The sequence below is a fragment of the Micromonospora marina genome (assembly GCF_900091565.1).
Taxonomy (GTDB): domain Bacteria; phylum Actinomycetota; class Actinomycetes; order Mycobacteriales; family Micromonosporaceae; genus Micromonospora; species Micromonospora marina.
In genome coordinates this window covers 108,465-126,468 of record NZ_FMCV01000012.1, presented here as the reverse complement: position 1 = coordinate 126,468, position 18,004 = coordinate 108,465, and the positions used below count along the sequence as shown (strand labels likewise).

Annotated in this window: 14 protein-coding genes; 6 read left to right on the top strand and 8 right to left on the bottom strand. The window is 74.3% G+C overall.

Annotation, left to right across the window (positions count from 1 at the left end):
- Nucleotides 1-433: 433 nt before the first annotated feature.
- The 3 genes from GA0070215_RS16115 to GA0070215_RS16105 all read right to left on the bottom strand — a co-directional run bounded on the left by GA0070215_RS16115 (nucleotide 434) and on the right by GA0070215_RS16105 (nucleotide 5,168).
- The gene (locus tag GA0070215_RS16115; RefSeq protein WP_091046901.1) at nucleotides 434-2,047 is read right to left on the bottom strand and encodes a metallophosphoesterase family protein; all 1,614 of its coding nucleotides are present in this window, start codon (nucleotides 2,045-2,047) and stop codon (nucleotides 434-436) included.
- A 53-nt stretch (nucleotides 2,048-2,100) separates the two neighbouring features.
- Nucleotides 2,101-3,276, bottom strand: a complete 1,176-nt coding sequence (locus GA0070215_RS16110) for a PQQ-dependent sugar dehydrogenase (protein ID WP_091046897.1) — start codon at nucleotides 3,274-3,276, stop codon at nucleotides 2,101-2,103.
- A gap of 86 nt (nucleotides 3,277-3,362) precedes the next feature.
- Entirely contained in the window at nucleotides 3,363-5,168 is a 1,806-nt protein-coding gene (locus GA0070215_RS16105; RefSeq protein WP_091047002.1) for a SpoIIE family protein phosphatase, read from the bottom strand.
- Between the two features lie 142 nt (nucleotides 5,169-5,310).
- Between GA0070215_RS16105 and GA0070215_RS16100 the strand changes: the two genes are divergently transcribed.
- Nucleotides 5,311-6,237: a 2-hydroxyacid dehydrogenase gene (locus GA0070215_RS16100; protein WP_018786245.1), complete on the top strand. Its 927-nt coding sequence runs from the start codon at nucleotides 5,311-5,313 to the stop codon at nucleotides 6,235-6,237.
- Nucleotides 6,238-6,268: 31 nt separating this feature from the next.
- On the opposite strand, the gene GA0070215_RS16095 is transcribed toward GA0070215_RS16100, so the two are convergent.
- The gene (locus GA0070215_RS16095; RefSeq protein ID WP_018786246.1) at nucleotides 6,269-6,652 is read right to left on the bottom strand and encodes a PH domain-containing protein; all 384 of its coding nucleotides are present in this window, start codon (nucleotides 6,650-6,652) and stop codon (nucleotides 6,269-6,271) included.
- Nucleotides 6,653-7,006: 354 nt separating this feature from the next.
- On the opposite strand from GA0070215_RS16095, the gene GA0070215_RS16090 reads away from it, so the two are divergent.
- A complete protein-coding gene (locus GA0070215_RS16090; RefSeq protein ID WP_091046894.1) occupies nucleotides 7,007-9,331 on the top strand; it encodes a bifunctional diguanylate cyclase/phosphodiesterase in 2,325 nt (774 codons plus the stop codon).
- An 11-nt stretch (nucleotides 9,332-9,342) separates the two neighbouring features.
- On the opposite strand, the gene GA0070215_RS16085 is transcribed toward GA0070215_RS16090, so the two are convergent.
- A complete protein-coding gene (locus GA0070215_RS16085; RefSeq protein WP_091046890.1) occupies nucleotides 9,343-10,368 on the bottom strand; it encodes a LacI family DNA-binding transcriptional regulator in 1,026 nt (341 codons plus the stop codon).
- A gap of 112 nt (nucleotides 10,369-10,480) precedes the next feature.
- Here GA0070215_RS16085 and GA0070215_RS29115 point away from each other — a divergent pair, with 112 nt between their 5' ends.
- On the top strand, nucleotides 10,481-10,945 hold the full coding sequence (locus GA0070215_RS29115) for a hypothetical protein (protein ID WP_244167020.1): 465 nt from the start codon (nucleotides 10,481-10,483) through the stop codon (nucleotides 10,943-10,945).
- Here GA0070215_RS29115 and GA0070215_RS16075 read toward each other — a convergent pair.
- Nucleotides 10,929-11,663, bottom strand: a complete 735-nt coding sequence (locus tag GA0070215_RS16075) for a DUF4386 domain-containing protein (protein ID WP_091046887.1) — start codon at nucleotides 11,661-11,663, stop codon at nucleotides 10,929-10,931. The genes GA0070215_RS29115 and GA0070215_RS16075 overlap by 17 nt on opposite strands.
- Nucleotides 11,664-11,753: 90 nt before the next feature.
- On the opposite strand from GA0070215_RS16075, the gene GA0070215_RS16070 reads away from it, so the two are divergent.
- On the top strand, nucleotides 11,754-12,455 hold the full coding sequence (locus tag GA0070215_RS16070) for a TetR/AcrR family transcriptional regulator (protein WP_091046884.1): 702 nt from the start codon (nucleotides 11,754-11,756) through the stop codon (nucleotides 12,453-12,455).
- Between the two features lie 44 nt (nucleotides 12,456-12,499).
- On the top strand, nucleotides 12,500-12,673 hold the full coding sequence (locus GA0070215_RS28460; protein WP_018786252.1) for a hypothetical protein: 174 nt from the start codon (nucleotides 12,500-12,502) through the stop codon (nucleotides 12,671-12,673).
- 77 nt (nucleotides 12,674-12,750) lie between these two features.
- Here GA0070215_RS28460 and GA0070215_RS16065 read toward each other — a convergent pair whose 3' ends face one another.
- Both GA0070215_RS16065 and ilvD read right to left on the bottom strand, forming a co-directional pair.
- Complete coding sequence (locus tag GA0070215_RS16065) at nucleotides 12,751-13,473, bottom strand: hypothetical protein (RefSeq protein WP_244167019.1); 723 nt, start codon at nucleotides 13,471-13,473, stop codon at nucleotides 12,751-12,753.
- 82 nt (nucleotides 13,474-13,555) lie between these two features.
- The gene (ilvD, locus tag GA0070215_RS16060) at nucleotides 13,556-15,403 is read right to left on the bottom strand and encodes a dihydroxy-acid dehydratase (RefSeq protein WP_091046880.1); all 1,848 of its coding nucleotides are present in this window, start codon (nucleotides 15,401-15,403) and stop codon (nucleotides 13,556-13,558) included.
- A 110-nt stretch (nucleotides 15,404-15,513) separates the two neighbouring features.
- On the opposite strand from ilvD, the gene GA0070215_RS16055 reads away from it, so the two are divergent.
- Nucleotides 15,514-17,949: a putative bifunctional diguanylate cyclase/phosphodiesterase gene (locus GA0070215_RS16055; RefSeq protein WP_091046877.1), complete on the top strand. Its 2,436-nt coding sequence runs from the start codon at nucleotides 15,514-15,516 to the stop codon at nucleotides 17,947-17,949.
- The last annotated feature ends 55 nt before the right edge of the window (nucleotides 17,950-18,004 follow it).

The window sequence follows — 18,004 nt, the reverse complement described above, 5'->3', positions numbered from 1 at the left end:
CGTCCCGTTGCGGGGGCGGGCGGCCGGGGCCTCGCGGTGGAGGTGCTCCTGCCGCCGGCGGTCCCGGATCGACTCCCGGCTCGGGTCGCGTCAGCGCCGATCCGGGCGGCGCGGCCGCGGTCCCCTCACGGAGAGTCATGGCTGGCGCGGTTGCGGAGAGTAGCCACCTCTGGCGGCACCGGGGATCACGCCTCGGCCCCTTTGCTCTGCAGCCATACCCGCAGCGCCGCTCCGAGCTGGGGCGGGATGGACGGGTCGCCGCTCTGCACCCATCCACGCGGCGACCCTCAGTATCTGCCGCGCCGATGGGTGCAGAGCAAAGTCTCCGGCGAGGTATCCCGGTGCCGGACGGCTTCGTGACGCGGAGTGACCGGTTGCCGGTGCGGCAGAGTGGCGGCCGACCGCCTCACGGAAGGCGGCAGAAGCGGGACGGTCAGCTGGTGGGGGTGGGGCTCAGCGTGGTCGTACCCGGCGACGGCGACTCGGAGGGTCCACGCGTCGGGGTCGGGGTGACCGGCACCTCGTCGCCCTTGGCCGGGTCGCGGATGACGTGCCGTTCCAGGTTGACCTGCGACTGCCCGGTGCCGCCCACCGTGATGTCGTCGTACGCCTGGAGCAGCTTCTGCTCGTCGAAGTAGAGCACCGTCATGGTCAGCGGGGTCGGCTTCTCGCCCTCCAGGCCGCGCAGCCCGGCCCCGCCGGTGGAACCCTGCACCATCAGCGTGGTCGGCTGCTCGTCCTCGACCTGCGGCAGCTTCGACACCTGCCGGTTGTGGGTGTGCCCGGAGAGCACCAGCGGGCAGGCGCCCGAGAGCGGGCCGGCCGAGGCGGGGTCGTGGACGAGCGCGATGTCGACCTTGCGCGGCGACTTCTCGATCGTGGCGGCGAGCTTCTCGCCGACGCCGATCACCTGGTCGGCGACGGTCGAGGTGAGGCCGCTGCCGGCCGGTGAGGTTTCCTTGTCCGGGGTGAAGCGGGGGTCGCCGATGCCGGCGATGGTCAGCCCTCCCACCGTCGTGATCGAGTTGTTCAGCACGATCGCGTTCGGCTGCTGAGCTACCGCCGCGGCGGTGCGCGGCGAGTCGTGGTTGCCGCGGATGAACACGTACGGCTTCTTGAGCAGGCCGATCGAGCCGACGAAGGACGCCTCCGGCTCGCTGCCCCAGTCGGTCATGTCGCCGGTGTCGATCACCACGTCGATGCCGAACTGCTCGACCACGGTACGGATAAGCTGCCAGCCGGTCGGGTTGAGGTGGATGTCCGACACGTGCAGCACCCGGGTGGTGCCGGGCGACGGCTGCAACACCGGCAGGGCGGAGACGGTGGTGTAGAGCTTGCTGACGTTGCCGACCAGCCGTTGGAGCTGTTCGGCGTACTTGGTGTAGTCGTTGGCGATCCGCCGCGCGTCACCGACGATCGCCGGCGCGTTGACCAGCAGGCCCTCGTACCGCGGCTCCTCGATCGCCTGCGGGCGCAGGGTGCTCGCGGCGGCACCGAGGCTGCCGGCGGTCACGACCAGCGCCAGGCCGCCGGCCCAGGCGGTACGCCGGACGTCGCGGAACACGAGCGCGGCCAGCAGCAGGGTGGCCAGCACGACCGAGGCGAGCGTACGCAGCCCGAGCCGCATCACGCCGTCGCGGACGTCCTGGACCGCCGACTGGCTGGCCCGGCTGATGCTGGCCGGATCGCCGATGAGCGCCTCGGTGCGCCCCTGGTCCAGCGAGCCGACCTCGACGGTCAGGTACGCCGGGCCGTCGTGGCTGTCCAGCAGCAGCGCGCCCAGCGGCGGGATGTCGACGGTGGTGCCGCCGCTGAGCGACGGGCTGAGCCTCAGCTCGGCCCGGAACGGGCCGATGTCGGTGCCGACGTGGCCGCCCGCGTACGTGCCGACCAGGATGCCGCCGAGCGTAACCGCGAACACAGCCAGTACGACACCGAGCCGGCGCAGCCTGTGACCCGGCCGCCACGCCGGAAAGCGGCGGGCGCGCCCGTGCTCCGAAGACGTCTCGTCCCCGGCGCGGTGCTGTTCGTTCTCGTGACCGTCCATTGTGAGATCCTGACCTGCCCCTTGAGCGATCTTGGCAAACCCGGCGGGCCGGATCAGCTTCGGCCAGCGCCCCCGTCGGCGAAGACCAGCCGCAGGATACGGTCATCCTCGGGGATGGGCGTACCCCGCCCGTCCCGGTTCGAGGTGCTGACCCAGAGCGAGCCGTCCGGCGCCGCGGCGGCGGCGCGAAGCCGACCGTACCGGCCGGTGAGCAGGTCGCGCGGCTGACCGAGGACGGTACCGTTGCCGGCCAGCTCCACCAGCCAGAGCCGCTGGCCGCGCAGGCAGGCGGCGACCAGCAGGCGGTCCGCCGCCGCCAGGCCGGAGCAGGAGGCGTCACCCGTGGACCACTGCGTGATCGGGTTCACGTAGCGCTTGTCGTCGCCGCGCCCCTCGACCCGGGGCCAGCCGTAGTTGCCGCCCTTGTTGATCTGGTTGATCTCGTCCCAGGTGTTCTGACCGAACTCCACCGCGTACATCTTCTGGTCCGACGTCCAGGCGAAGCCCTGGACGTTGCGGTGACCGGTCGACCACACCGGCGACCCGGCGGTGGGGTTGCCCGGCGCGGGCTTGCCGTCCGGGGTGATCCGGAGGATCTTGCCACCGAGGCTCTCGGCGTCCTGTGCGTTCTCGGTGCGCCCGGCGTCCCCGGTGCTGGCGTAGAGGTGGCCGTCCGGCCCGAAGCCCAACCCGCCGCCGTTGTGCGTGCCGGACTTCGGGATGCCGGTCAGGATCGGCTTCGGCGCCTGCCCGAGCTGCATCTTCGCGATCCGGTTGTCGTCCTCGGCCGTGTAGTAGACGAAGACCGTGCGGTCCCGGGCGTACGCGGGGGAGACAGCGATGCCCAGCAGGCCGCCCTCGCCTCCGGCGACCACGTCCGGCACGGTCTGCACCGGACGCACGGCCAGTCCGTCCGGGCCGGACTCCGGGCCGACCTGGAGGATCCGTCCCTTGTCCCGCTCGGTCACCAGCGCACCGCCGTCGGGCAGGAACGCGATGCCCCACGGCACCTCCAGCCCCTTGGCCAGCACCGTGGCCACCACCTGCTGGCCGGCCCCGCCGGCACTCGCGGTGCTCGACGGTGTCGGCAGGTTGGGCGGCGCGCCGGCCGGATCAGGCTCGGGCTCGCCGAGAGCGCAGCCGGCGGTGCCGAGCAGCAGCGCCGCGCAGGACGCCGCCAGCGCCGTGCGGAGGCGGCGGACACGGGGGTACGCAAGACGCGGGCTCACCCGCCCCAGCCTAGCCGGGCGGACCGGCGAACCGGGTACGTCACACGCACACCTGTCCGCGTCCGGCCGTTCGGGGGAGTGCCGGTTCAGCCGGCCCGCAGCGCGAGCAGGGCGACGTCGTCCTCCCACTGCTGCGCGGCGGCGAGCAGCCGGTCGCAGAGCAGATCCAGCGGTACGCCCGGCCCGCCGGCACCGAGGTGCGTGATCAAGTCGGCCTGCCCCTCGTCGATCGGCTGGTCCCGGCGCTCGATCAGCCCGTCGGTGTGCAGCAGCAGCGTGTCGCCCGGGGCGAGGGTCAGCGTCCGGCCGGTGCGCCGGGGCGGCCGGGCCAGGCCGAGCAGCGGCCCGCGACCGCCCGCCACCGAGACCGTGCCGTCGGCGCGGACCAGCAGCGGCGGCGGGTGCCCCGCGTTGCACCAGGAGACGCGCAGCCCCTCGTCGGCCGGACGGATCCGGGCCAGTACCGCGGTGGCGACGGTGGGTACCCGCAGCCCGCCCATCGCCCGGTCGAGGTGGGCCACCAGGTCCTCCACCGGATCGTCCCGCCCGTAGGCGTTGCCCCGCACCAGGTTGCGCAACTGGCCCATGGTGGCCGCCGCCTCGATGTCGTGCCCCGCGACGTCGCCGATCGCGGCGATCAGCTCGCCGTCGGGCTGGACGAAGGCGTCGTACCAGTCGCCGCCCACCTCCACCCGGTCGGCGGCCGGCAGGTAGCGGGCGGCCAGCTCGATCCCCGGCACGGCCGGCAGACTCGGCAGCATGCTGTGCTGGAGCACCTCGGCGACGTGCCGCTGCTCGCCGTACAGGCGGCTGTTGCCGACCGCCTGTCCGGCGCGTACCCCGATGTCCTGCGCGGTGCGCAGGTCGCTGGCGTCGAAACCGCGCCGCCCCTGACGGTTGACCAGCGTGACGGCTCCGATGACCCGGTCCCCGGCGGCGGTGATCGGCACGGTCAGGTGGGACCCGACGCCGAGCCGTTCGGCGAGCGGCACCAGCTCCGGGTGCGTGGTGCCGCGCGCCACGTCGTCCAGGCCGGCCTCGGCGCGCACCACCGGCCGGCCGGTACGCAGGACCGACCGGATCTGCGACTCCGCGCTGAGCCCGGTGGTCAGCAGCCCGGCGAAGCGCGCCAGGTCGGCCTCGCACCCGGCGTCCCGGTGTACGCCGGTGACGGTGCGCGGCCGGCCGGCCGGGTCGACGAGCGTGATCAGGCACCAGTCGGCGAGCAGCGGCACCATCGCGTGCCCGAGCCGGTCCACCGCAGTGGCCACGTCGAGTGTGCCGCCGAGCATCTCGCTCATCCCGGCCAGCATGGCGAGCCGGTCGTGCGCCTCCTCCGCGCGGCGGCGGGCCTGCTCGGCTACCCGGACCGCGATGCGCAGCCGCAGTTCCGAGGAGCACGCGGCGGCCAGGTCGGCGAGCGTACGCAGCTGCTCCTTCGTCCAGGCCCGGGGCTTGCTGTCGATCGCGCAGAGCGAGCCGAGCACCCGCCCGTCGAGGTCGGTCAGCGGCATGCCCGCGTACGCGACCACGCCGAGGTCCTCGATGGCCAGGTTGAGGCGTACCCGGGGGTAGAGGCGGGCGTCGGGCAGCACCAGCGGCATCTCGATGTCGACCACGTGATGGCAGAACGAATGGCTCAGCGGCGTCTCCCGGCGGGCCGCCCACGGCTCCGGCAGCCCGGTGGCGCCGGGGAAGAACTGGCGGTCGGCGTCGACCAGGGAGACGAGCGCGACGGGTACGTCGAGCAGGTCGCCGACCAGCCGCGCGAACCTGTCGAACGCCTCGTCCGGTACGGCGTCGAGCCGCGTCTCGTCGAGTGAGCGCAACCGGTCCGGGTCGGCGAGTGCCGGAATCGGCACGGACCTTCGCCCCGGGCCGTCCTCGCTCATCGCCACCGCCCTCAGCAAGCGGAACACCCGACCGGCGTCCCGCCCTCGGTTATACCCCGCCGGGCCGTCACGACATGCCTCGCGGGGTGTTCGTCACGGGTCACGCCGCGCCGCCGGTCGGGGGCGGATATCGTCGGCGGTCGTGAAGGCATGGATCCCGCACTCCGAGGGCCGCCGGCTGCTCGGCGAGCTGCCGCCCGGCGTCACCGTGGAGCTGCTGGACGACCCGCGGCGGCTCCCGTCGTCCCCGGCCGGGGTGCGGTTCTGGGTGCCGCCGTTCCTGTCCGGCCCGGACGCCGGAGCGCTCCTGGCCGAGCTGCCCGACGTCGAGGTGGTGCAACTGCTCTCCGCCGGGGCGGACGCCTGGGTGGGACGGATTCCCGACGGCGTGACGCTCTGCGACGCCCGGGGCGTGCACGACTCGCCCACCGCCGAATGGGTGGTCGCCGCGATCCTCGCCTCGCTGCGCGGGTTCGCGCCGCTGGCCCGGGCGCAGGCGCGGCGCGAGTGGGCGTACGACGAGGTGGCGCCCACCGACGAACTCTCCGGCAAGCGGGTGCTGATCGTCGGCGCCGGCTCGATCGGCACCGCGGTCCGCGATCGGCTCGCCCCGTTCGAGGTGAGCTTCACGCTCGTGGCCCGTACGGCCCGCCCCGACCAGGGCGTGCACGGGGTGGACGAGCTGCCCGCGCTGCTGCCGGAGGCGGATGTGGTGGTGCTGCTGGTGCCGCTGACCGAGCAGACCCGGGGCCTGGTGGACGAGCGTTTCCTCGCCGCGATGCCCGACGGCGCGCTGCTCGTGAACGCCGCCCGGGGGCCGGTGGCCCGTACCCCGGCGTTGGTCGCCGAGCTGACCTCGGGCCGCCTGCGCGCGGCGATGGACGTCACCGACCCGGAGCCGCTGCCCGCCGACCATCCCCTGTGGGAGCTGCCGAACGTGCTGCTCACTCCACACGTCGCCGGCTCGGTACGCGGGCTGCTGCCCCGCGCGTACCGCCTGGTGGGCGAGCAGCTGCGCCGGTACGCCGCCGGGACGGAGCTGACGAACCGGGTGGTCGACGGCTACTGATCGCCGGTGGCGCTGCTGGCCGCCGGCGGCTTCACTGATCGCTGCCGGTGCCTGGTAGCTCCTGCCCGGTGACGGCGATCAGCCTCGGCAGTTCGGTGGCGCGTACGGCCGGCAGCATCACCACCTCGCCGTCGTCGAGCCGGGCCACCGCCCGGCCCCGGGGGTCACCGGCGAGTTCGGCGACCCGGTTCCACGGCACCCGGCGCTGCCCGACGAGCGCCCGCAGCCGCAGCTCCCGGGCATCGGCGTCGGTGCCGGCGCGCCACGCCCAGACCGCGACGGCGAGCGGCACGAGCAGCACCCAGAGCAGCCACCAGCGGGCGGAGGCCAGCGGCAGCGCGCCCACGGAGGCGACGATCGCGGCGACCAGGATGGCCTGGTTGTGACGGAAACGGACGGTATCGGCGCGGCTCACCCTCCGATGATCCCATCCGTCCCCTCCACCTCACCCCCGGGCGTCCGCACCGCCCCGTCAGGCCACCCGCCGTGCCCGCTCTTTCGCGCCCGCCCTTCTGCGCCTGGCCACTCTGCCGCCAGATGTTGATGTGATGGACGTCACTGGTGCGGTGACGTCACCGGGCGCGTCCGGAATCGTTTCTAGGCGTGGCCGCAGCGGTCCCCGCCGATGCGTTCCCGCCCCGCTCCGGCTCCGCACGTCGTACCGCGCACCGCAACCGCACCGCCCCCGTGCCCCCTCACGAAGGCGACCGCCGTGCCCGTCCCTCCTCCCGCCGATCCCCGTCGGCGATCAGCCCTGCCCGATGTCGTCGTGTCGCTCACCGGCGCGACTTTTCTCCTGGCCGGCGTCGCCGGTGTCCTGCCCGGCCCCTCCGCCGCCGCGCTCGCCGTCGCCGGAGGCTTCGCTCTCGCCTGCGTCCGGCTCGCCTGGCTCGCCGGCGGCGCCACCCCGCCCGACCGTCCCGCGCCGACGGACCGCTGCGCGCCGACGGACCGCCCTGCGTCGACCGGCCGTCCTGCGTCGCCAGGTCGTCCCGCACCGGCAGCCGGAGCGCTGTATCTCACCGTCACGCACGACGCGGCGGCGCTCGACCCGAGGACCGGGCGGCGGGCCCGCCGGGCAGCGCTGTCCCGCCGGGTCGCGGCCGTCCTGGACGGCGCCGTCCTGGTCGCCGGGCTCACCGTCGCGGTGCTGCCGCTGAGCGACCCCGCCCACCGGCTGCCGATCGCGCTGGCCGGGCTGTGCCTCACCGGGCCGCTGCACGTGGTGGGCCTGCTGCGCCTGCCGGGCCGGTCGCGGCTGTCCGGCCCGGAACTGGTGCGCCGTACCGTCGACGTGCTGGCGCTCGGCGTCAGCCTGGTCTTCGCGGGCTGGATGCTGCTGCCGAACGGCCCGGTGCCGGGCGTCGCCGGGGTCGTCGCGGCAGGCGGCGCGGTGGTGCTCGCCGTGCTCGCCGTGGCGGCCGTCGCCGAACGCCGCCGCCGGCCGGCCGCCGCGCGCTGCCACGCCGGGACCGTGCTGACGCTCGGCGGGCTGACGCTGCTCGTGGTGCTGCTGGCGTACGACGCGCCGGACCGGGCGCTGCCGCTCGTCTCTGCACCGCTGGTGGCCGGGGCGCTGCTCACCGCCTCCGGCGCCCGGCGCACCTCGGGCGGTGAACGGCCGGGCCGGGACGCGGCGCCGGCCGCCTGGCCCCGCCTCACCGCGCCGGCCGGGATCGCCGCGCTGGCCGCCGGAATCCACCTGGGCACGGCCGGTGAGTTCAGCACCGGCGCGATGGCCCTGGGCCTGGCCGTCATTCCGCCGATCATGGTGGGTGAGCTGCTCGCCGCCGCCGACCAGCGCCGCCGCGTGCAGCGGCTCGCGGCCCGTGAGGCGTGGTTGCGGCGCCGGCTCGGACCGGACGCCCGGTCGGCCGGGCCGGTGTGCCTGACGCGCGCGGATCTGGTCCGGGCGATGGCGGAGCGCAGTGGTGGCGCGCTGCTCGTCGTGGACCTGCACGGGGTGGGCGGCGCCGTGGCGGAGCGGCCGGTGCTGGCCGAGGCCGCGCGCCGGCTGCGGGCGGGCTCCGAGACGCGCGATCTGGTCGCCCGGCTCGGCGACTCCGAGTACGCCGTCCTCACCGATCTCGGACCGGTGCTCGCGTACGCGCTCGGCCTGCGGCTGCTGGCGGCGCTGACCGACCCGTACCCCCGGCCGGGAGGCGTCGCCCGGCTCGGGGTGAGCGTCGGGCTGGCCGAGACCGGCGGCGGTGATCCGGAGGACGTGCTGCGGCAGGCGGACCTGGCCCGCCGCCGGGCGGTGCAGCTCGGCCGGGACCGCGTCGAGTGGTACGACGCCTACCTGGAGGAGCAGCTGGTCCGCCGCCTGGATCTGGAGCGGGAGCTGCCCGGCGCGGTGGCGCGCGGTGAGCTGGACCTGGTCTACCAGCCGGTGGTGGCGCTCGCCGACCGGACGCCGGTGGGCACCGAGGCGTTGCTGCGCTGGCGCAGCCCGGCGCTGGGCACCGTGCTCCCGGCCGAGCTGCTGCCGGTGGCGGCCGACCTCGACCTGACCGGCGAGATCGGGCGGTGGGTGCTGGACCGGGCCTGCCGTCAGCTCGCCGCGTGGTCGGAGGGCGGCCGCGAGCTGTGGATGGCGGTCAACGTGACGCCGCGCGAGCTGGCCGCACCGGACTTCGTGGCGTGTACCGCGACGGCGCTGGCTGCGTACGACGTGGTGCCGGAACGGCTGGTGGTGGAGGTGGCCGAGCCGGTGGTGGGCGCGGAACTGTCCACAGTGGTTGCCCGGCTGTCCGGTCTGCGGTCGGTCGGTGTGCGGATCGCGCTCGACGACTTCCGGGCCGAGCACGCCTCGCTCGCGCAGCTCCGCCGGCTGCCGATCGACCTGCTCAAGGTGGGCCCGCACCTGGTCGGCCCGGGCGGGGACGGACGACGTCCGCTGATCGACGTGGTGGCGAACCTGGCCGACCGGCTCGGCGTGGACCTGGTGGTCGAGGAGCTGGAGTCGGAGGGGCAGGTGGCCGGCGCGCGGCGGGCCGGCTGCCGGTACGGTCAGGGCTTCGCGTTGGCCCGCCCGGCGACCGCCGAGCGGGTCGAGGCGTGGTTCGAGGAGTACCCGTCCACCGCCCGGTGAGCTGAACCGGTTCAGTAGCTCGTCGTACGAGGTGGGGCGGTGCTGCCGCGTGGCGTCAGGTGCGCGGTCTCGTCCTGCACGACGGCGGCCGGCTCGCCCGCGATCACGGCCAGGAGTTGCCGGGCGGCATGCGCGCCGTACGCCGGGATGTCCCGGCCCAGCGCGGTCAGCGGCGGGTGCACCAGGCGGCAGAGCGGTGAGTCGTCCCAGGCCACGATGGACAGGTCGGCGGGCACTGTGAGGCCCATCTCCTGGGCCACCGAGAGCCCGGCGATCGCCATCACGTCGTTGTCGTAGATCACCGCGGTCGGGCGGCCGGCGGAACTGAGCAGCCGGCGGGTGGCGCGCGCGCCCTCCTCGCCGGTGTAGTCGGACCACACGGTGGTCGCCTCGTCCAGCCCGAGCCGCCGGCACACGCCGGTGAACGCCTCGGTGCGGATCTCGGTGTGCAGCAGCGAGGGCAACCCGCCCACCCGGGCGATGCGACGGTGACCGAGCGCGACCAGGTATTCCACGGTCTCGACCAGGGCCGCAGCGTCGTCGGCCCAGACACTCGCCAGGCCGCCGGTGTGCCCGGGCCCGCCGATCACCACCGCCGGCAGTTGCAGTTCCTCCAGCACCGGCACGCGCCGGTCGTCGGTGCGCAGGTCGCAGACGAGCACGCCGTCGACCCGGCGTTCGGCCCACCACCGCCGGTAGACCGCGATCTCGGCCTCCTGGTCGCTGACCACCTGGAGGGTGAGCGCGTACGACCGGGCCGACAGTTCGGCCTCGACGCCGCTGATCAGCTCCATGAAGAACGGCTCGATGCCGAGTATCCGGGCGGGGCGGCACAGCGCCAGGCCGACCGCCTTGGCGGTGGCGCCGGACAGCGCGCGGGCGGCGCTGCTCGGACGGAACCCGATCTCGGCGGCGATGGCGAGGATCCGCCGGCGGGTCGCGTCGGAGACCCCGGGCTGCCCGTTGAGCGCGTACGACACCGCACCCTTCGAGACCCCGGCGCGCCGGGCGACGTCGGCGATGGTCGGCCGCTTCACCGCAGCGTTCCTCCACTGTGTCCGGCCCTCGCGGGCGCTCTCGTCCGCCGGGTCACCGGCGTCTGGTGACGCTACTGCACGCCGCGCCGGCCACTTTGTGTCACCGACTGTGGTGACTGACGGTTCCGGCGACCGCCGCTCCGCCGGAGATCGCCGGGACGGCGGCGCCGGCGACACTCCCCGGGGCCTGCACGCCTGGTCCACCGCCCGGTTCGCGTCGGTCCGGCCGGTGGTCACGGTGGCCGATGGCACCGGCCGGGTCGAGCCGCACGCCGAGATCGAGCGGGCCGCCGACGAGCCGTCGACCGTACGCGCCGCGGTCGCCGGGGTCACCGCTGAGGTCGCCGTACCGGCGGGGGAGCGGACCGCCGTCGTGACACTCACCGTCGCGGAGCGCGCGCTGTGGTTCTTCGCCGAGGACCGCGACGCGCGGTGGCCGGCGGCGCAGGTGGACCGGGCGCTGGTGACGCTGCTGCCGGGGGAGAGCGCGACGTTCACCGTGCACGCGCCCGGCCCGCTCGACGCGGACGCGCTCACCCGACGCCCGGTCCTGCGCTGCGTCAACGACCTCGTCTGAGCGTCGCCCGGGCGCTCGGCGGCGCACTCGTCTCCTCGCGCTTCCGCGCGCCTGCGGTCGTCTCCGCGTGCTTCCGCGCGCCGAAGACGATCAGATAGCCGAGGATCCACAACTCGCCCACTGTCGCGGGGACCACCAGCAGGTCGCCGGCGATCCCGGCGCCGGGGGCGAGGTACGCGACGAACGTCATGAGGACGTAGCTGACGCCACCGGCGACGAGGACCCAGCCCAGCGGCCGGGGCAGCCAACCCGACCGGAGCACGCACCAGCCCATCGGCACCAGCCAGAGCCCGAAGAAGAGCCCGCCCACCTCCCACAGGTTTCCGCTGACCAGGTAGAGCAGCTGGATGGTGCCGGCGTCGGCCGGCCCGTCGGTCGCGACCTGCAGCGCCGTCGCGAGGACGGCGGCGCTGCCGAGGATCGCGACGGCGTTGACGAGCCCGAAGGCGGCGATGCTGCCCGCGGCGGTGCCGTCGACCGTGCGGAACAGCCGGTAGAACCAGACGGCGGTGAGCGTCTGGGTGAGGACGACGAGCAGTTCGAGGGCGATGCCGGCGCGTGCCAGCGACTCGTGGGCCACCAGGTTGGCGAGCGTCGTGGCGGCGTCGCCGGCGTCGAAGATCATGGACCGGGCGGTGAGGAACCCCAGGGCGGCGCTGACGGCGAGCCCGAGGTAGAACAGCCCGGTCGCGCGGGCGGTGCGGATCAGCTGTGGCATGGCGGCTCCTAGGGGTGTGCGACGCGCCGTCGCTGGGGAACGGCTGCCTTACGTCGTAAGGCAGACCATACGTTGTAAGGTCAAGAGGAGATGGAGAGCCGGATGGGAGCGCGGAAACCGCGGGACCCGCTCAGCCGCGAGCGCGTCCTGGTCAGCGCGATCGCCCTGGTCGACGCCGAGGGGATGGCGGCGCTCACGATGCGCCGGCTCGCCGCCGAACTCGGTGTCGAGGCGATGTCGCTCTACCACCACCTGCCCGGCAAGGGCGGGCTGCTCGACGGCCTCGTGGACGCTGTCGTCACCGAGATCACCTCAGCCGCCGACCGGGCCGAGGCGGACGCGGCCCGCGCGGACTGGCGGGCCCGGCTGCGGCTGCGCTTCCTCGGAGCGCGTGCGGTCATGCTGCGGCACCCGTGGGCCCCCGCGCTGCTCACCGGCCGTCCGGCCGTCCCTGCCGGGTTGTACGTCTACTACGACGGCATCGTCGCCACACTCGTCGACGGCGGCTTCTCGTACCGGATCGCCCACCGGGCGCTGCACGCCTTCGGCAGCCTGGCGCTCGGCTTCTCGCAGGAGGTGTTCCAGCCGTCGGCGGGTGAGGAGACCGACGCGGAGGCCGAGGAAGCCGAGATGGCGGCGCTGGCCGAACGACTGCCGCACCTGGCCGCCATGGTCGCCGCCGAGACGCACGACGCGGCGGACCCGACGCTCGGCTGGTGCGACAGTCAGACCGAGTTCGAGTTCACCCTCGACCTGCTCTTCGACGGCCTGGAGCGGCACCGGCCGCGCTGACGTCCCGGCGGGTTCGGGCGGCACCTGCGGGGTACCAGGACGGCATGACTGATCCGGTTGAACTGTCCGACCTGCACGCCGGAGGCGCCGACCCCGACGACGTCACCCCGGAGGACCCGCACGCGGACCTGGACGGCACCGACGAGAACTCGCCCGCGGAGTTCGGCCTGCCCGTCGACGGCACCGCACCGGCCGAGGAGGACCCCACCCAGCGGTGAGTGGAACGCCATGGGTGTCAAAAGGGTCCGTAGACACCCATGGCGTTCCACCCGGTGGCGGTGGAGGCCGCGGGGCGCTAGTTGGGCAGGGCGGCGAGGCCGGACAGTAGTTCCCACCGCTCGGCCTCGGTCAGCGCCGCGTACGCCGGTTCGTCGCGGCGATCGGTGTCCGCCTCGATCGCCGCGCGTCGCGGGCCGTCCGGCAGCGCGCGGATCTCGTCGGCGGTCAGCCCGGCGGCCCGCCACGCGGCCCGGTGCGCGTCGGCGCGGTGGTGCCGCAGCGAGCCCAGCCGGGTGACGAGCAGCAGCGCCGGGGAGGCGCCCTCCGGCTCGTACGGCGGGGACATCGCCCGGAACACCGGCCCGCCGCTGGCCTGCGCGTGCGTCAGCACCCGGCCGACCAGGTCGGCGAGGCGGGGCACGACGCTCAGCCCGGGCAGCACCCCGGGCAGCATGGTCCACAGTTCCTCGGCGGCCTCACCGGTCGCCCGCTGGGCGAACAGCGTCAGCTCGCGGCCCAGCTCGGTGAGGTGCCAGGCGCCGTCGGCGTCCCGGACGACGACGCCCTGCTCCAGCTCCTCGGCCATGCTTCCGGACGTGTAGACCAGGCCGTCGGCCAGCGCCTCGGCGGGCATCGGCCGGGCCAGCACTCCGGAGAAGAAGCTGCTCTCCGCGCCGAGTGTGCAGCCCCGCTCGGCGTAGAACGCCTCCATCCGGGCGCGGGCTGCCCAGCGGGCGCCCACGTAGACCCGGTCGATCGCCGGCCGGACCAGTCGCGCGTAACTCACAGTCGTCTCCACGCCGCCGGATCCTACCGGCGCGCGGGCGTTAAGAAGGGCCCCCTCCTCTACCGGAGGCGTTAAGAAGGGGCCCTTCCTTACGTCACTCGGGGACGCGGCGGTAGGCGCCGTCGCTGGCCGAGGTCGCCATCGACGCGTACGCGCGCAGCGCCGCCGACACCGGACGCTGCCGGTCGACAGGGGTGTACGGGCGGTCCCGCTTCTCCTCGGCCACCCGGCGCGCCTCAAGCTCGTCGGCGGGCACATTCAGCTCGATCGACCGGCCCGGGATGTCGATGACGATCTCGTCGCCCTCGCGGACCAGCGCGATCAGCCCGCCGGAGGCCGCCTCCGGGGAGACGTGCCCGATGGACAGGCCGGAGGTGCCGCCGGAGAACCGGCCGTCGGTCAGCAGCGCGCAGGAGCGCCCCAGCCCACGGCCCTTGAGGAACGAGGTGGGGTAGAGCATCTCCTGCATGCCGGGGCCGCCCTTCGGGCCCTCGTACCGGATCACCACCACGTCCCCGGCGACGATCTCCTTGGCGAGGATCGCGGTCACCGCGTCGTCCTGAGACTCGTAGACCTTGGCCGGGCCGCGGAAGATCAGGCACTCCTCGGGCACACCGGCGGTCTTCACCACGCACCCGGCCGGCGCGAGGTTGCCGTGCAGGATGGCCAGGCCGCCGTCGGCGCTGTAGGCGTGCTCGGAGTCCCTGATGCAGCCGCCGGCCGCGTCGGTGTCCAGCGACGACCAGCGGTTGGTGGTGGAGAACGGCTCGGTCGTGCGCACCCCGCCCGGCGCGGCGTGGAACAGCTCGACCGCCTCTCGGGTGGCCGAGCCGCCCCGGACGTCCCAGTCGGCCAGCCACCGGTCCAGGGTGGGGGAGTGGACCGCGCGCACGTCGCGGTGCAGCAGCCCGGCGCGGTCCAGTTCGCCGAGGATGGCCGGGATGCCACCGGCCCGGTGCACGTCCTCCATGTGGTACTGCGGCGAGTTCGGGGCGACCTTGGCCAGGCACGGCACCCGGCGGGAGATCGCGTCGATGTCGGCGACGCCGAAGTCCAGCTCCGCCTCGCGGGCGGCGGCGAGCAGGTGCAGCACCGTGTTCGTGGAGCCGCCCATCGCCACGTCGAGGGCGACCGCGTTCTCGAACGCCTCCCGGCCGGCGATCGAGCGCGGCAGCACGGAGGCGTCGTCGTTGTCGTACCACTGCTTGGCGATCTCGACGATGGTGCGCCCGGCCTCGACGAACAGCGACCGCCGCGCGGCATGGGTGGCCAGCGTCGACCCGTTGCCGGGCAGCGCCAGGCCGATGGCCTCGGTGAGGCAGTTCATCGAGTTGGCGGTGAACATGCCGGAGCAGGAGCCGCAGGTCGGGCACGCGGAGCGCTCGATCTCGCCGAGCTGGTCGTCGGTGACGGCCTCGTTCGAGGAGGCGATCATGGCGTCGATCAGGTCGATCTTGCTGTGCACCACGCCCTCGATCGCCACCGTCTTGCCGGCCTCCATCGGGCCGCCGGAGACGAAGACGGTCGGGATGTCGAGCCGCAGCGCGGCGAGCAGCATGCCCGGAGTGATCTTGTCGCAGTTGGAGATGCAGACCAGGGCGTCCGCGCAGTGCGCGTTGACCATGTACTCCACCGCGTCGGCGATCAGCTCCCGGCTGGGCAGCGAGTAGAGCATGCCGCCGTGGCCCATGGCGATGCCGTCGTCCACGGCGATCGTGTTGAACTCCCGGCCGACGCCGCCGGCCTCGGCGACCGCGTCGGCGACCAGGCCGCCGAGGTCCTTGAGGTGGACGTGGCCGGGTACGAACTGGGTGAAACTGTTCGCGATGGCGACGATCGGCTTGCCGAAGTCGTCGTCGGTCATCCCGGTGGCCCGCCACAGGGCCCGGGCGCCGGCCATCGTCCGACCGTGGGTGGAGGTCCTCGACCGCAGCTCAGGCATGACAACCAGTCTGACACCATCGGCGCGGCGATCCCCCGGCGCGCACCCTGTGTCCCAACAGTTGCACACCCGGTGCCCCACGGGAGGCGCTGATCCGGCAGAGTTGACGCGTGCAGTCGTCCCCGGGGATGGTCACCGTCGCGGTGTTGAGCGGGATCGCCGCGGCCGGTGCCGCCGTGCTGCTCGCCGCGTCGGTGCGGCACCGCACCGGCCCTCGCCGCCCGGCCCACCTGCTGCTCGCGGTCGCCGCCGGTGCCGCCCTGTTCAGCCTCGTGGTCGGTCTCGGCGGCCTGCTGGCCGCCGGTGACCACTGGGCGCACCGGCAGGGCCAGCGGACCGGGTGGGCGGTCCTCGTCGCGGCCGGTACGACGCTCGCCGCGCTCGGCCTCGGCGCCGCCGTGCTGCGCCTGCCCGGCGCGGCGGCGACCCGGGCCGCCACCGCCCGGCTGCTGCTCGACGGCCTGATCATGGGCAGCGCGCTCTGGTTCGTCGGCTGGGTGGCGTTCAGCGAGCCGACCCGGCTGCTCGGCGGCGCCACCCCCGTCGCCTGCCTGCCGATCGTGCTGGCCACCGTGAGCGCGGCGCTCACCACCGGGCTCACCGTGATCGTCGTGCTCCGGGTCGCGCCGCCGCGCGGGTGGCTCACGCTGCTCGCCGCCGGCGCGACAGCGGTGACGGCCGGTGGGTTGGGCGTGTCCGCCGGGCTCTGCCAGGCCGGCCCGGGCATGGTGCTCACCGGCGCGGTGCTGACCGCCGCCGGTCTGCTGGCCACCGCCGTGGCCGGGCGCCGCGCCGACCTGACACAGCTCGACGTCGACTTCATCCGCCGCGACGGCGAGTACGCCTTCGTGCCGATGTTCGCCATGGCCGCCTCCGCGATCTACCACCTGGTGCAGGGCGGCGGGTTCGACGGGTACGCGATCGTGGCCGGCACCGTCGAGGGGTTCGCCCTGGTGACCCGGCAATATCTGGCCCTCAACGACGTGCGTGGCTACGCGATCCGGCTGGCCGAACGGGAGGCGCACTTCCGCGAGCTGGCGCACACCGACCCGCTGACCGGGCTGGCGAACCGGCGCGGGCTGCTGCGCGCCCTGCACCGCAGTGCCGATGCGGGCATGCCGTGCGTACTGCTCGGGCTCGACCTCGACGGCTTCAAGAACGTCAACGACATGCGTGGGCACGACGTCGGCGACGCGGTGCTGATCGAGGTGGGGCGGCGGCTGCGGGGCAACCTGCGCCCGGGTGACCTGGCGGCCCGGCTCGGCGGCGACGAGTTCGCGGTGCTGATGCACGGGTCGGCCGGGCCCGGCCCGGTCGCCGACCGCCTGCTCGGGGTGCTCGGCCGCCCGTACGAGCAGGGGGACCTGCCGGTCTTCCTGTCGGTGAGCATCGGAGTGGCCGCCGGGCACGGCGAGCAGGACGTGGAACTGCTGCTGCGCAACGCCGACCTGGCGCTGCGCTACGCCAAGCAGCGGGGCAAGAACCGGATCGAGCACTACGACGCCACGTACGACCAGTTGCTGAGCCGGCGTACCCGGATGGAGCACGAGCTGCGTGGCGCGATCGAGCGCGACGAACTGCGGCTGGTCTTCCAGCCGGTGGCCTCGCTGCCGTCGGTGCGGCCGGTCGGCGCGGAGGCGCTGCTGCGGTGGCGGCACCCGGAGCTGGGCAACGTCCGGCCGGACGAGTTCATCCCGCTGGCCGAGGAGTGCGGGATGATCGCCAAGCTCGGCGCGTGGGTGCTGCACCAGGCCTGCTACCAGCTCTCCCGCTGGCTGGCCGACGGGCACGACGTCTGGGTGTCGGTGAACGTGTCGCCGCGCGAGCTGCACGCCCCGGAGTACGTGGTCCAGGTCGCCGACGCGCTGCGCGCGCACCACGTGCCGCCGCAGCGGCTGGTGCTGGAGGTGACCGAGCACGCGGTCGCCACCGACCTGGACGAGCTGATCCGGCGGCTCACCGCGCTGCGGCTGACCGGCGTCCGGATCGCACTCGACGACTTCGGCGCCGGTTACTCGTCGCTCGGCCAGCTCCGGCGGCTGCCGATCGACATCCTCAAGATCGACCACAGTCTGGTCGCCGAGCACGAACCGGTACGGCCGGTCGGACGGGACGGCCCGGCGTTCGCCCCGATGGTCGACATCGTCATGCGCCTGGGTCACCAGTTGGGGCTGGAGGTGATCGCCGAGGGCGTCACCAACCCGGCCGAGCTGGCCGCCGTGGTGGCCGCCGGCTGCCGGTTCGGCCAGGGCGCGCTGTTCGGCTGGGGCGTACCGGCCGAGCACCTGGAGGCGATGCTGGAGGCGGCCACGGCACCCGGCAACCGGCACACCGCGATGCCGCCGGTGCCGCCGCCCGCGCCGGCGCGGGCCCCGTCGCCGCTGCTGCCCCGGCTGCGCAACAACCCGCCCGCCCCGCGTCCCCCGATGGAGGGATCTTCGCAGTTCGCACCGGGTGTGCAGGGGGTGCCGGCGACCGACACGCCCACGTCCGTGAACCAGAATGTGGGATCAGTTGACTCATCGCGTGAGATGCGTCAGGCTTAGCCGCATGTCGTCGAACCGGTCGCCGCGAGTACTTACCTGAGCGCACTCTCCCACC

Excerpts from the sequence above, each read along its gene's own strand:
- GA0070215_RS28460 (WP_018786252.1), top strand. The coding sequence starts at position 12,500 with ATGACTGATCCGGTTGAACTGTCCGACCTGCACGCCGGAGGCGCCGAC.
- GA0070215_RS16075 (WP_091046887.1), bottom strand. The coding sequence starts at position 11,663 with ATGCCACAGCTGATCCGCACCGCCCGCGCGACCGGGCTGTTCTACCTC.
- GA0070215_RS16070 (WP_091046884.1), top strand. The coding sequence starts at position 11,754 with ATGGAGAGCCGGATGGGAGCGCGGAAACCGCGGGACCCGCTCAGCCGC.
- ilvD (WP_091046880.1), bottom strand. The coding sequence starts at position 15,403 with ATGCCTGAGCTGCGGTCGAGGACCTCCACCCACGGTCGGACGATGGCC.
- GA0070215_RS16105 (WP_091047002.1), bottom strand. The coding sequence starts at position 5,168 with ATGAGCGAGGACGGCCCGGGGCGAAGGTCCGTGCCGATTCCGGCACTC.
- GA0070215_RS16115 (WP_091046901.1), bottom strand. The coding sequence starts at position 2,047 with ATGGACGGTCACGAGAACGAACAGCACCGCGCCGGGGACGAGACGTCT.